Raw genomic sequence first — 13,213 nt, 5'->3', positions numbered from 1 at the left:
CTCAATGCGGCTCATCGCATCCTATCATTTGCCTGGCAACGTCCTACTCTAGCGGAACGTTAGTCCGACTACCATCGGCGCTAAGGAGCTTAACTTCTGTGTTCGGCATGGGAACAGGTGTGACCTCCTTGCCATTGTCACCAGACAAATGGACCACGTGTTACTCACCCGTCCGCCGCTAACGTCAAAGGAGCAAGCTCCTTATCTGTTCGCTCGACTTGCATGTATTAGGCACGCCGCCAGCGTTCATCCTGAGCCAGGATCAAACTCTCCATAAAAATTTATGATGTTTGATTAGCTCATAAAACTAAATTAATTGTTGTAACTTTCGTTACATTATTGGAATTAACGTTGACATATTGTCATTCAGTTTTCAATGTTCATTTCTTTACCGACAAGAATTAATTATACGCTTTATTAACTTTAAAGTCAACAACTTTTTATAATTAATTTTAAATCGTATATACTCCACAAAAAAATGACCTAACGGCCAATATGTGAGTATTTGCCTGGCAACGTCCTACTCTAGCGGAACGTTAGTCCGACTACCATCGGCGCTAAGGAGCTTAACTTCTGTGTTCGGCATGGGAACAGGTGTGACCTCCTTGCCATTGTCACCAGACAAATGGNGTTACTCACCCGTCCGCCGCTAACGTCAAAGGAGCAAGCTCCTTATCTGTTCGCTCGACTTGCATGTATTAGGCACGCCGCCAGCGTTCATCCTGAGCCAGGATCAAACTCTCCATAAAAAATTATGATGTTTGATTAGCTCATAAAAACTAAATTAATTGTTGTAACTTTCGTTACATTATTGGAATTAACGTTGACATATTGTCATTCAGTTTTCAATGTTCATTAATGTAATAAATCATGGTGGAGACTAGCGGGATCGAACCGCTGACCTCCTGCGTGCAAAGCAGGCGCTCTCCCATCTGAGCTAAGCCCCCATTATTTAAGAAGTCGGGAAGACAGGATTCGAACCTGCGACCCCTTGGTCCCAAACCAAGTGCTCTACCAAGCTGAGCTACTTCCCGTATGTAGTTATTAACTTTAAAAATGGCGCGCCCGATAGGAGTCGAACCCATAACCTCTTGATCCGTAGTCAAACGCTCTATCCAGTTGAGCTACGGGCGCTATTTAAAGATGGTGCCGAGGACCGGAATCGAACCGGTACGGTGATCTCTCACCGCAGGATTTTAAGTCCTGTGCGTCTGCCAGTTCCGCCACCCCGGCAAAATAATGGAGCAGAAGACGGGATTCGAACCCGCGACCCCGACCTTGGCAAGGTCGTATTCTACCGCTGAACTACTTCTGCATTATTTTGCTTTAAAAATATAATTAAAATCGTAATGAGCCATAGAGGATTCGAACCTCTGACCCTCTGATTAAAAGTCAGATGCTCTACCAACTGAGCTAATGGCTCAAAAGATGGTGCCGGCCAGAGGACTTGAACCCCCAACCTACTGATTACAAGTCAGTTGCTCTACCAGTTGAGCTAGGCCGGCAATTAAATGGTGGAGAATGACGGGTTCGAACCGCCGACCCTCTGCTTGTAAGGCAGATGCTCTCCCAGCTGAGCTAATTCTCCTGTTATCTATTGCCTGGTAACGTCCTACTCTAGCGGAACGTTAGTCCGACTACCATCGGCGCTAAAGAGCTTAACTTCTGTGTTCGGCATGGGAACAGGTGTGACCTCTTTGCTATTGTCACCAGACAAATTAACTTACTTTATTAATGATAAACGTTTGTTTGATTGATTTCAATAGTCAATTTTACACTTTATTAAAAAGAATTTTACATTCTCTTTACTTCCTCTGTGTTTTTGACGACTTTTATATATTACTTCATTTGTTTTATAAAGTCAATGGTTTGTTTCAAGTTTTTTAAAAAACTTAGAATTAAGTCCGTTCAACTTTTCCACTTGAATTATTCTATCACATCTCTACTCACTAAACTATAGGTATTATTACTTTCCATCAATAAATTTGTTACTTTTTCAAACTAAAGGTAACAAATTGTTTAATCATTATTTTTCATTTTTATAATAAAACAAAAGCACTAACCACCTGAGTGATTAGTGCTTATATAGAAATCATTTATTTTTCTCTCATATATGGGAATAATAATACATCTCTAATTGATGGAGAATCAGTTAATAGCATAACCAATCTATCAATTCCGATTCCTAAACCACCTGTTGGAGGCATACCATATTCTAATGCTTCAATATAGTCTTCATCCATTTCATGCGCTTCATCATTACCTTGTTCTTTTTCAACTAATTGAGCTTCAAATCTTTCTTTTTGATCGATAGGATCATTTAACTCAGTGAATGCATTGGCATGTTCTCTACCTACAATGAATAGCTCGAATCTGTCTGTAAATCTTGGATCTTCCGGATTCTTTTTAGCCAACGGTGAAATATCAATTGGATGACCGTATATAAACGTTGGTTGAATTAATGTTTCTTCTACTTTTTGTTCAAAGAATTCATTTAATATGTGACCATACTTCATGTTTTCAGTAATTTCAATACCATGTTCTTTAGCTAGTGCTTTAGCTTCTTCATCTGATTTAACTTCATAAAAGTTTACGCCAGTAGCTTCTTTAACTGCATCAACAATGTGCAATCTTGTCCAAGAAGACTCTAAGTCGATTTCAGTACCATTATATTGAACTTTAGCTGAACCAAGCACTTCTTGTGCAATGTGTCTAACCATTGATTCTGTTAGGTCCATAATGTCATGATAATCTGCATATGCCTCATATAATTCAATCATTGTGAATTCTGGATTATGTCGTGTAGATACACCTTCGTTACGGAATACACGTCCGATTTCGTATACTTTTTCTAGTCCACCTACAATTAATCGTTTTAAATGTAGTTCGATAGCAATACGCATATATAAAGTAGCATCTAATGCATTGTGATGAGTAACAAATGGTCTAGCAGCAGCACCACCAGCAATTTGGTGCATCATAGGCGTTTCTACTTCTAAGAAACCTTGTTTGTTTAAGTAATTACGCATTTCTTGAATAATCTTACTACGATTAATAAATGTACGCGTACTATCTTGGTTAGTGATTAAATCTAAGTAACGTTGACGGTAACGTTGCTCAATATCTTGCAATCCATGGAATTTATCAGGTAATGGTCTTAAAGCTTTAGTTAATAAAGTAAATGATTTAGCTTTTACTGATAATTCACCAGTATTAGTTTTGAACATTACACCTTCAACACCAACAATGTCTCCTAAGTCAGCGTTTTTCCATAAATCAAATTGTTCATCTCCAACTTGATCTTTTCTTACATAGATTTGGATTTGCCCTGATAAATCTTGAACATGTGCAAATCCCGCTTTACCTTTACCACGTTTAGTCATAATGCGTCCAGCTATAGCTACATGGCTTTGTTCTTCTTTTTCATGTAATTCTTCTTTTGAGAATTCGTCCCAATCTGTTTTTAGCTCAGATGCTGATGCAGAACGATCATATCTTTGACCAAATGGATCAATTCCTAAATCTCTTAATTCTTGTAATTTTTGTCGACGGACCTGCATTTGGTCATTCATTTCTTCTGACATAACTTTCTCTCCTTTAGGCTTCTTGTTTTCAGTTAATTATTTTATACGTTCTAGTTGGAAATATTATAAATTAGCAACCATTTGTTGTTCTATTGATACTTGATACAATGTTTTTAATTCCAAAAATTATTTTAGCACTTTTAAGATACTAAAAGCATATTTCCCTTTTCTATAACATAACGTCAATATAGTTACCTTTCAATTCTACTAAACCATAAAGATGTTATAAAGGAATTTTTACTTTATCCTAACGCATGAGTTTAAATCCATTATAAAATAAATGCTTTTTCAATTTATTCTTTGTACTTTTTAACTGTATTATCCTCAGTGACTATTGACCCAATCGTTTTATTAGAGCGAGGTTCAATTTGTTTAGAGGCAATGTCGTTCAATGGAATCAATACAAAAGCACGCTCAACCATTCTAGGATGAGGTACTACCAAATCATTCTCTTCTATAATGTTATTTCCATATAATAATATATCTATATCTAATGTACGAGGTCCCCATCTAATTTTTCTAACACGATGAAGTTCTTGTTCTGTATCTAAACAACATGTTAACAATTGTCTTGCTGTTAATGTTGTTTCAATTTCTATACATAAATTTAAAAATTTAGGCTGATCGGTATACCCTACTGGATCTGTTTCATATATAGGGGATATATCTGTAACATCAATATTTTCGTATTGATTTAAGATTTGAATAGCTTGCTTTAATTGTTGCTCTCTGTCGCCTATATTACTTCCCAAACCTAAATATGCTTTAATCATTTAATGACTCTCCCTCACTATTTCAATACCTACTCCATCGTAGTGACCAGGTATAGGTGGGTTCTCTTTAGTGATTCTAACTTTTGTTTCCATTACACGATTATAGTGTGAATTTATACGTTTTGCAATACGTTCAGCTAGATGCTCGAGTAAATTCGAAGGCTCACCCTCAACAATAGATTTTACATCTTCAAACACTTCTCCATAATGGACTGTATCCTTTACATCATCTGACTTACCAGCGTCTTTCAAATCAACTTTTAAAGTGAGATCTACAACAAATATTTGTCCTATTTCATTTTCAGCTGACAATGCCCCATGATATCCGTAAAAACGCATTCCATTAAGAAATATGATGTCTTTCATTTTCATTCTCCTTTAAAAAGTCCATACCTTGTGCAATTCGAGCGTTGAGTTCGACATGGTGAACTCTGACAGCTTTAACGCCCTTCATTATACCATAGGCAGTTGTTGATGCTGTAGCTTCATCCCTCTCTAAAGGTTTGGTATCTTTACCTATCATTTCCTTAATAAACCTTTTACGACTAGTCGCAAGTAATACCGGATATTCTGTAGCTACTAATTCATCAAGTCGAGCCATCACTTCATTTTCTTCTTCACGTGTTTTCGCAAAACCTATACCTGGATCAAGCCAAATTTTTTCTTGAGGAATACCAGCCATCTCAGCTTTATTAGCTTGCGATAATAAAGTTACTAACATTTCATCGACAACCGGTTTATCTCTTTGTCCATCACCATTATGCATAAGTACGATTTCTGCATTGTAATTAGCGACAACTTCAAATATTTTAGGATCAAACAATCCAGCCCATTGATCATTAATCATTGTAGCGCCTAATTTTAAACAAGCTTCAGCTACTTCACTTCTATATGTATCTATTGATATTTGTGTATCGAGTTCTATTAAAGACTTAACTACAGGTACAACTCTATCTAACTCTTCCTCAAGCGTAATTTCTTTATATCCTGGTCTTGTTGATACACCACCTACATCAATAATATCAACACCTTCATTTATCATTTCTTTCGCTCTTTCAACCGCATTTTCAACTGAATTGTATTTTCCACCATCTGAAAATGAGTCTGGCGTAACGTTAAGTATGCCCATAATTTTTGTTTTTGACATTTAATCACCTTTTCATTTCATTAATATAAATATCATTAGTCTCACTTATAATGATATCATTACTCACATAATAATTTCAGTGTCAAAATCAGAATGTTCGATAATTATATCGATTAATCTGTAAATAAAATGATTTCACTTACAATAAGACATAAAAAATAGCGGAGTTACACACCCCGCTAATACATCTATTATAATTAATCATCGAATGAGTATAAAGGTGTAGATAAGTAACGTTCACCATTACTTGGTAATACTGTTACTACTGTTTTACCTTTACCTAATTCTTTTGCTTTTTGAATGGCTGCATGAATAGCTGCACCTGAAGAAATACCTGATAAGATACCTTCTTCTTTAGCAACACGACGTGCCATTTCCATTGCTGTTTCATTTCCTACTTTAATAATACTGTCGTAAATATCAGTATTTAACGTATCTGGAACAAATCCTGCACCTAAACCTTGTAATTTATGTGGTCCTGGTTCTCCACCACTAAGTACTGGAGATGCTTCTGGTTCAATAGCCACAATTTCAATTTCAGGATATTGTTTTCTTAATACTTTACCTACACCTGAAAGTGTACCACCAGTTCCAACACCAGCTAAGAACGCATCAATTTTTTTACCTTCAAATTGTTCTACTAATTCTGGACCTGTTGTAAGTTCATGAATTTCAGGGTTTGCTTGGTTTTCGAATTGTTGTGGTTCAAAATAACCGTGTTCTTCTTTTAATTCTTTAGCTTTTTTAATAGCGCCTTTCATAGCTTCTGATCCTGGAGTTAATACTAATTCAGCACCATATGCTTTTAATAAGTTACGACGTTCCTGACTCATTGTTTCAGGCATAGTAAATACTGCTTTATAACCTTTTGCTGCACAGACAAATGCTAAACCAATACCTGTGTTACCACTTGTCGGTTCTACAATTGTATCACCAGGTTTAATTTTTCCTTCTTTTTCAGCTTTTTCAATCATAGCTAATGCGATACGGTCTTTTACTGAACCGCCTGGATTTTGATATTCTAATTTAACATAAATATCTGCTGCATCTTCATCAACAACATTTCTCAACTTAACTACAGGTGTATTTCCAATTATTTGTGTAATATTTTCTACTGGTTTTTGTGCCATTAAAAACACTCCTTTTCAACGAAATTAATAAAGCTTAGTCTTTTTATCGGATATCTTTATTCTATCAGAATTTTCTCAAAATACAAATATATTTTATTTATACTGAAATTGAGTAATTGTTATACATTTTAAAATCTTCCCTAAACCAAATTAAAGTAAACGTTAACTCAAAATACTACCAATATATTAATTAATTTAAGCCATAGATTCTAATAATTGATTTAATTCGGATTCACTATAATTGTATTTATTACCACAGAAGTGACAAACTGCTTCTGCACCATGATCTTCTTTAATCATATCGGATATTTCAGCTTCTCCTAATCCTTTGATTGCGTTCAAGAATTTTTCATGACTGCAATTACATTCGAATTGTACTGGAGAAGTTTCCAATATTTGAACGTTATCTTCTCCAAGTATTTCATTTAAAATACCTTCAGGTGTTAGGCCTTGTTCAATTAATTTAGATACAGGTGTCATTTGGTTAATAGCTTCTTCCAACTTATTAATAGTTTCTTCTTTAGCTCCCGGCATTACTTGTATAATAAATCCACCGGCTGCTTTAATTGTGTTATCAGGATTAACAAGTACACCTAATCCAACTGATGAAGGTGTTTGTTCACTTGTAGCATAATAATAAGTGAAGTCTTCTCCTAATTCACCTGATACAATTGGACTTGATCCAGAAAAGTAATCTTTCATACCTACATCTTTAACTACTTGAATTGAGCCTTCTGTCCCAACTGCTCTTCTTACATCTAATTTTCCTTGTTCATTTAAAGGAAAATGCGTTTGTGGATGGTCTACGTAAGCGCGTACGTTACCTTTTGCATCCGCATCCGCAATAATTTTCCCTATTGGACCGCGACCATCAACTGTTACTGTTAATTTTTGAGTTCCTTTTAACATTGCGCCCATCATTACCGTAGCAGTCATTGTTCTTCCCATTGCTGCTGAGGCTGTTGGCCATGTATAGTGTCTTGTTTGTGCTTCTTGAACTGATTCAGTTGTTAATGAAGCATATGCTCTTATTTCTCCATCAAATGCTAGGGCTTTAACTATATAATCATGTGTCATTATTTATTTCTCCTTTTAATGAGGTTCTCTATTATTTATCATTTCATATTTTGAATATCATTTTCGAATAACTATTATACATCTGTTGCTTATTTTCATGAAATTATTTGTTTCACATTATATTTACTTTGCTTTTTAAAAGAAGAATCGAGTTTCGCTATAGTCTAAGCTAACTTTCTTCTCTCACTATTACTAATATAAAAAACATCCCCTTACTATTACAGTAAGGGGATTGAACTAAGAACTAATTATTCTCTATGATTTGGATCATTAGGATTATATGGTTTATCAATGTTTGGTGATTGTTCATGTCCTGTTGATTCAGTATCTGATTCATCATTATCATGATCACTTTCACCGTCATTATTATCTAAAGATTGTTCTTTTCGAACATCTTCGTATGATTTACCATATTTACCGTCTTTGAATTCTGAGTCAGTTTCTGTTACAACTTCTGCAGAATCATAATCAACTTCAGGTAATTTACCTTCATGGAATAATGATTGAATTTGTTCTGCAACCAATGTTTCCTCAGTAAGTAATGTCTTAGCAATAAGTTTTAATTGTTCTTGATGTTCTAATAAGATTTCTTTACAACGTTCATATTGTTCTTTAACAATACGTTGTACTTCTTTATCAATTTCATAAGCAATTTGACCTGAGTAATTTGGTTCACCTTGCATATCTTTACCTAAGAATACTTGGCCATTACCGCTACTAGAGAATTGTAAAGGTCCGAGTTTTTTACTCATACCATATTCAGTAACCATTGATCGAGCAATTTGTGTAGCTCTTTCAAAGTCGTTTGAAGCACCAGTAGAAACCTCACCGAAGTTAATATCTTCTGATACACGACCACCAAGTAAACCACAAATTTTATCTAATAGTTCCGGTTCTGTCATTAAGAATCGATCTTGTTTAGGTAACATCATCGCATAACCACCAGCTTGTCCACGTGGAACGATAGTCACTTTGTGAACAACTTCTGCTTCATCAAGTACCATACCAATAATAGTATGACCAGCTTCATGGTGAGCAACAATATTTCTTTCTTTATCAGAGATAACACGTGATTTCTTAGCTGGACCAGCGATGACACGGTCTGTCGCTTCTTCTATATCACGCATATCAATTTTGTTCTTGCCTTCACGTGCAGCAATTAATGATGCTTCGTTTAATAAGTTTTCTAAGTCAGCACCAGAGAAACCTGGTGTTCTTTGAGAAATAGCTTTTAAATCAACAGTTTCATCAAGTGGTTTGTTTTTAGCATGTACATGTAAAATAGCTTCACGACCCTTAACATCGGGACGACCAACTTGAATTTGTCTGTCAAAACGTCCAGGACGTAATAACGCTGGGTCTAAAATGTCAGGACGGTTTGTAGCAGCAATCATGATGATACCTTCATTTTCACCAAAGCCATCCATTTCAACTAATAATTGGTTAAGTGTTTGTTCACGTTCGTCGTGTCCACCACCAACACCTGCACCACGTTGACGACCTACAGCATCAATCTCATCGATAAAGATAATACATGGTGCATTTTTCTTAGCATTTTCAAATAAGTCACGTACACGACTTGCACCAACACCGACAAACATCTCAACAAAGTCTGAACCACTTATTGAGAAGAATGGTGCGCCGGCTTCACCAGCAACAGCACGTGCAAGTAATGTTTTACCAGTACCTGGAGGTCCAACAAGTAAAACACCTTTTGGTATTCTAGAACCCATTTGTTTAAATTTCTTGTTATCTTTTAAGAAGTCTACAATTTCTACAAGTTCTTGTTTCTCTTCATCTGCACCTGCAACATCTGAGAAACGAACACGGCGTTTACTGCTATCGTACATTTTAGCTTTGGATTTACCAAAGTTCATCATACGACCGCCGCCACCGCCACCTTGAGCTTGGCTAAGGAAGAAAATAAATAATAATGCAATGATTAAAACAGGAATCAATGTTGTTAGAATACTAACAAACACACTTTGTTCTTCTTCTTCTTTAACTGTAAATTTCAATCCATCTTGTTTCTGAGCTGTATCAGTAATTTTTTGTAAATCTTTTTCGTTGTTAAATAAAATTGTTGATGAATAATCTTCACCTTTTTTTGTTTTACCGCTTACCATGTATACGTTTTGTTCAGGTTGAATTTCTAATGATTTTAAATCGCCTTTATCCAATTTACTAACAAACTGCGTATATGTAAGTTGCTTTGGCATATTTCCATTACCATTTAGGAAAGAAAAAAGGCCAAATATTATAACGCCTATAATTGCGATAACTAGCACATTGCGAAACGCTTTCTGCATGTGTCATTTCCTCCTACTTCCAATAATAAAACTAACAAAAATTGTAACACAATACATCTTGACCAGGCTACTATTTCAACTTTAGTATTGGTTCTTCAATTTTAGTCAACTTCCACTATATAGATTTTTAATTTTTAGTTATATCATGATTTAAAAATAAGTAATGTCATGTTTAATTTAGACATCGTGATTTAAATTGAGTCTACACTAAAATGATGTTTAATCATAGTAATAAAACATCGTACCCAACTTTTTAACATCGAAATTAACTTGTTACTTTATGAATATACTTCCGGTTTTAAAGTGCCGATGTAAGGTAAGTTTCTATAATGTTCTCCGTAATCAAGTCCGTATCCAACTACAAACTCGTCAGGAATTTTTTTACCTACGTATTTTGCTTCAATATTAGCTTTTCTACGATTTGGTTTATCTAATAAAGTAACAATTTCTAATGAGTTTACTTTTCTTGATTGTAATAATTCAGTAATTGATTTCAATGTTGTACCAGTTTCTAAAATATCTTCAATAATTAAGACATCTTTGTTTTCAATAGAAGAACCTAAATCTTTGATGATTTGAACTTCACCAGTTGATTCAGTACCACCGTGATAACTTGACACATCCATAAAATCAATCGATAAATGTGTATCAATACGTTTGATTAAATCCGCCATAAACATGACTGATCCTTTTAAAATCCCAATACAAACAAGTGGTTTATCTTGATAATCTTTAGTCAACTGTTCTCCTAAGTCCTTACAAATGGTTTGAATTTCTTCTTCACTCATTACAATATTTTTTATATCCTTATGCATTTGCTATTCATCTCCAATATTTCTAATGTTTATATAATGTTTATAGTTTTTATTGATATATAACTGACCCACAGCGATAACATTTCCCTCTGCATTAATAACAATTGGTAAACGATTGCGTTCAATAGCATCGATTTTACAATCAATCAATAACCGACTTACTTTTTTATGTTTGTTTTCACTACCGTTTAATAAAAAACGGTCACCATTTTGACGTGTTCTTATAGTTAATGGTAATTGTTCTAACGGGAAATCTGATTGTATGATAATTTCATAATCTCCAAAGTGATATGTATGAGGTGTTTCGATGACTTTTATTGAACTTACATCGTTCATTTCTGTATTAGTCATTATTATAAATGTATCATATGAAATTTGAATTATCCATTTATCTGTAATATCAATCGTAAATTGTGATTTTTGACTTGCAAATTGGTCGAACCATGACTGATACATTTTATCAGATATTGAAGTTGCTAAGGAGATTTTTTCAAATATTTGGTCAAGTACATGCACCTTTACATTATCTGTTAATTGATTAAAGCTAGTTCTTGGAATAGTAATTTTAGTTTGATTCGCCTTTATAAGAGCTTTTTCATCAATAAATTGGCTTGCTAAATTGCGAAGTGTTTCTAATTCTTGATCATGCCAAGATTTTAACTTTAATAAGTGGTCGATACTTAATTGTTCGTTGTCTAAAATCGCAGGTAAAATACGATTACGTATATCATTTCTTACATATACGTTTTTGTGATTTGATGTATCTTCATAAAATGGAACATGAAATTCCGATTGATACTTCTTAATTTGATCTTTAGAAATATTTAATAACGGCCGACAAAGTTTATAATGTTGACGATTTGATTCATAAGCAATGCCCAGAGTACTACGAGTAAATCTCCCTGTAAACAACCTATAAAATATAGTCTCAATTTGATCATCTTGATGATGTGCTGTTAATAATACATCAGCCTTAAGTTTTTTCATCATAAAATCAAACCAGTCGTAGCGATATTGACGCGATTCGTTTTGAATACTATTTCCCGCTTCTACGATATTATTTAAATCAAGGTGTTTAATATAATAGTCAATATGGTGTTTTTCGCAAAACGTTTTAAAGAACGTTTCTTCCTCTGCTGATTCTTGTCGTAAGCCATGATTAACATGAATGCATGTTAATTTACGATATGTATGTTGATATTCATTTAATAAAAGATGTAATAGGCACATGCTATCTATTCCTGTTGATACAGCTAATACAATATGGTCATCTTTTGACCAACCTGTTGAATTCATTTCCATCAACTATTCACCTCCGCACAAGCTAATCAAATACCAAATCATCATTACAATAAAAATAGACTGCTCCTTCATCAAGAAACAGTCTTAGATTGTCTGTCCATTTACAGAAACTCACAATACAAAAGTTATATTATTGTAACAGACTTAATTTATGAAATTAACGTTTTGAACCTTTACCGCCTCGTCTAGATTCAGTTTGACGTTTTATAGAAGTTAATTTATCTTCACTATCTTTTAAGAAGTTACTTAATTTCTTTTCAAAGTCTTCACCTTTTGGCGCTGGTTTACTTTGATTTGATTTATTATTATGATGTGGTTTACGTTGTGGGCGATCTTTAGCCTTTTTAATTGAAAGACTAATTTTGCCATCATCTGCAATTGAAAGTACTTTTACTTCTACTTCATCATCTAAAGATAAATGATCTTCCACATTTTCAACGTAGTTATCAGCCACTTCACTAATATGGACTAAGCCACTTTTCCCTTCAGGTAACTCAACGAATGCACCGAATTTTTTAATACCAGTGACTTTACCTTTAAGCTTGTTTCCTACTTCGATTGACATATTCTAAATAAATCCTCCCGATTTCATTCGATTTTAACTTTATTATATTCCTGTTGAAGCAATTTCACAATGCTATAATGAGATTTACTTTAATTAATTATCACTATCTGACGACTTAGACTTAGAGGATTTATTATCATTTGGCAACCTAAAAATAACTTCGCCTTTATTACTTAAATAATAATCATCTCGTGCCACTTTTTCTACGTAATCTTTATCATTTAAATTGTTTAGTTTCTCTTTTAAAGCAATCTCTTCATCTTGCTTTTTTTGATATTGTTCTTCTTTATGTTTTCGTTCTACAGCGTCTTTATCATTGCTGTGCTTTTGGACGACAAGCATAATGCATAATAAGATGATTATTGCTAACATGATTCCGCCAAATAAAGTGATTCTTCGGCGAACAACACGCATCTTTTTGCGTTGTCTTTGTTTCTTTTGGTTTTCTTTAGATGTATATTGATTACCAATATTTTCAACTTTATTATTCATTGCTTGTCACCTCTCTTTG

General features: G+C 34.2%; 11 protein-coding genes, 8 tRNA genes and 3 rRNA genes. All 22 read right to left on the bottom strand.

Features of this window, described 5'->3' with window-relative positions:
• Positions 1 to 30 precede the first annotated feature (30 nt).
• A 5S ribosomal RNA gene (gene rrf, locus GVY01_RS00255) occupies positions 31 to 145 on the bottom strand.
• A 362-nt stretch (positions 146 to 507) separates the two neighbouring features.
• Positions 508 to 622: ribosomal RNA gene (rrf, locus tag GVY01_RS00250) — 5S ribosomal RNA — on the bottom strand.
• A 249-nt stretch (positions 623 to 871) separates the two neighbouring features.
• Positions 872 to 947, bottom strand: a tRNA-Ala gene (locus tag GVY01_RS00245).
• Positions 948 to 960: 13 nt separating this feature from the next.
• Positions 961 to 1,034, bottom strand: a tRNA-Pro gene (locus GVY01_RS00240).
• A 23-nt stretch (positions 1,035 to 1,057) separates the two neighbouring features.
• Positions 1,058 to 1,134 (bottom strand) — tRNA-Arg (locus GVY01_RS00235).
• A gap of 10 nt (positions 1,135 to 1,144) precedes the next feature.
• Positions 1,145 to 1,233: transfer RNA gene (locus tag GVY01_RS00230), tRNA-Leu, on the bottom strand.
• Between the two features lie 7 nt (positions 1,234 to 1,240).
• Positions 1,241 to 1,315 (bottom strand) — tRNA-Gly (locus GVY01_RS00225).
• A gap of 35 nt (positions 1,316 to 1,350) precedes the next feature.
• Positions 1,351 to 1,423 (bottom strand) — tRNA-Lys (locus tag GVY01_RS00220).
• A 6-nt stretch (positions 1,424 to 1,429) separates the two neighbouring features.
• Positions 1,430 to 1,505 (bottom strand) — tRNA-Thr (locus GVY01_RS00215).
• 7 nt (positions 1,506 to 1,512) lie between these two features.
• Positions 1,513 to 1,588 (bottom strand) — tRNA-Val (locus tag GVY01_RS00210).
• Positions 1,589 to 1,599: 11 nt separating this feature from the next.
• A 5S ribosomal RNA gene (gene rrf / locus GVY01_RS00205) occupies positions 1,600 to 1,714 on the bottom strand.
• Positions 1,715 to 2,096: 382 nt separating this feature from the next.
• Positions 2,097 to 3,584: a lysine--tRNA ligase gene (gene lysS, locus GVY01_RS00200; protein WP_017638123.1), complete on the bottom strand. Its 1,488-nt coding sequence runs from the start codon at positions 3,582 to 3,584 to the stop codon at positions 2,097 to 2,099.
• 293 nt (positions 3,585 to 3,877) lie between these two features.
• Positions 3,878 to 4,357 (bottom strand): 2-amino-4-hydroxy-6-hydroxymethyldihydropteridine diphosphokinase, encoded by a 480-nt coding sequence (folK, locus tag GVY01_RS00195; RefSeq protein ID WP_017638124.1) that lies wholly within the window; start codon positions 4,355 to 4,357, stop codon positions 3,878 to 3,880.
• Positions 4,358 to 4,723 carry a dihydroneopterin aldolase gene (folB, locus tag GVY01_RS00190; RefSeq protein ID WP_017638125.1) on the bottom strand — a complete coding sequence of 122 codons (366 nt, stop codon included), beginning with the start codon at positions 4,721 to 4,723 and terminating at the stop codon, positions 4,358 to 4,360. It abuts the gene before it with no gap.
• Complete coding sequence (folP, locus tag GVY01_RS00185) at positions 4,701 to 5,504, bottom strand: dihydropteroate synthase (RefSeq protein ID WP_017638126.1); 804 nt, start codon at positions 5,502 to 5,504, stop codon at positions 4,701 to 4,703. The genes folB and folP overlap by 23 nt, the downstream gene beginning before the upstream one ends.
• A gap of 197 nt (positions 5,505 to 5,701) precedes the next feature.
• A complete protein-coding gene (gene cysK / locus GVY01_RS00180) occupies positions 5,702 to 6,634 on the bottom strand; it encodes a cysteine synthase A (protein ID WP_017638127.1) in 933 nt (310 codons plus the stop codon).
• Between the two features lie 195 nt (positions 6,635 to 6,829).
• On the bottom strand, positions 6,830 to 7,711 hold the full coding sequence (hslO, locus tag GVY01_RS00175) for an Hsp33 family molecular chaperone HslO (RefSeq protein WP_046467538.1): 882 nt from the start codon (positions 7,709 to 7,711) through the stop codon (positions 6,830 to 6,832).
• Positions 7,712 to 7,959: 248 nt separating this feature from the next.
• Positions 7,960 to 10,020 carry an ATP-dependent zinc metalloprotease FtsH gene (gene ftsH / locus GVY01_RS00170; RefSeq protein ID WP_017638129.1) on the bottom strand — a complete coding sequence of 687 codons (2,061 nt, stop codon included), beginning with the start codon at positions 10,018 to 10,020 and terminating at the stop codon, positions 7,960 to 7,962.
• 278 nt (positions 10,021 to 10,298) lie between these two features.
• The gene (gene hpt, locus GVY01_RS00165) at positions 10,299 to 10,835 is read right to left on the bottom strand and encodes a hypoxanthine phosphoribosyltransferase (protein ID WP_017638130.1); all 537 of its coding nucleotides are present in this window, start codon (positions 10,833 to 10,835) and stop codon (positions 10,299 to 10,301) included.
• 3 nt (positions 10,836 to 10,838) lie between these two features.
• On the bottom strand, positions 10,839 to 12,137 hold the full coding sequence (gene tilS / locus GVY01_RS00160; RefSeq protein ID WP_017638131.1) for a tRNA lysidine(34) synthetase TilS: 1,299 nt from the start codon (positions 12,135 to 12,137) through the stop codon (positions 10,839 to 10,841).
• 157 nt (positions 12,138 to 12,294) lie between these two features.
• On the bottom strand, positions 12,295 to 12,702 hold the full coding sequence (locus GVY01_RS00155; protein WP_017638132.1) for a S1 domain-containing RNA-binding protein: 408 nt from the start codon (positions 12,700 to 12,702) through the stop codon (positions 12,295 to 12,297).
• Positions 12,703 to 12,795: 93 nt separating this feature from the next.
• Positions 12,796 to 13,194, bottom strand: a complete 399-nt coding sequence (gene divIC / locus GVY01_RS00150; protein ID WP_017638133.1) for a cell division protein DivIC — start codon at positions 13,192 to 13,194, stop codon at positions 12,796 to 12,798.
• Positions 13,195 to 13,213 lie beyond the last annotated feature (19 nt).

The organism is Staphylococcus sp. 8AQ (genome assembly GCF_902506595.1).
GTDB classification, from domain to species: domain Bacteria; phylum Bacillota; class Bacilli; order Staphylococcales; family Staphylococcaceae; genus Staphylococcus; species Staphylococcus pasteuri.
The sequence above is the reverse complement of the archived record's forward strand: the minus strand, read 5'-3'. Positions and strand labels throughout refer to the sequence as shown.

Excerpts from the sequence above, each read along its gene's own strand:
- cysK (WP_017638127.1), bottom strand. The coding sequence starts at position 6,634 with ATGGCACAAAAACCAGTAGAAAATATTACACAAATAATTGGAAATACA.
- ftsH (WP_017638129.1), bottom strand. The coding sequence starts at position 10,020 with ATGCAGAAAGCGTTTCGCAATGTGCTAGTTATCGCAATTATAGGCGTT.
- hslO (WP_046467538.1), bottom strand. The coding sequence starts at position 7,711 with ATGACACATGATTATATAGTTAAAGCCCTAGCATTTGATGGAGAAATA.
- lysS (WP_017638123.1), bottom strand. The coding sequence starts at position 3,584 with ATGTCAGAAGAAATGAATGACCAAATGCAGGTCCGTCGACAAAAATTA.
- GVY01_RS00155 (WP_017638132.1), bottom strand. The coding sequence starts at position 12,702 with ATGTCAATCGAAGTAGGAAACAAGCTTAAAGGTAAAGTCACTGGTATT.
- folK (WP_017638124.1), bottom strand. The coding sequence starts at position 4,357 with ATGATTAAAGCATATTTAGGTTTGGGAAGTAATATAGGCGACAGAGAG.
- divIC (WP_017638133.1), bottom strand. The coding sequence starts at position 13,194 with ATGAATAATAAAGTTGAAAATATTGGTAATCAATATACATCTAAAGAA.
- folB (WP_017638125.1), bottom strand. The coding sequence starts at position 4,723 with ATGAAAGACATCATATTTCTTAATGGAATGCGTTTTTACGGATATCAT.
- hpt (WP_017638130.1), bottom strand. The coding sequence starts at position 10,835 with ATGCATAAGGATATAAAAAATATTGTAATGAGTGAAGAAGAAATTCAA.
- tilS (WP_017638131.1), bottom strand. The coding sequence starts at position 12,137 with ATGGAAATGAATTCAACAGGTTGGTCAAAAGATGACCATATTGTATTA.
- folP (WP_017638126.1), bottom strand. The coding sequence starts at position 5,504 with ATGTCAAAAACAAAAATTATGGGCATACTTAACGTTACGCCAGACTCA.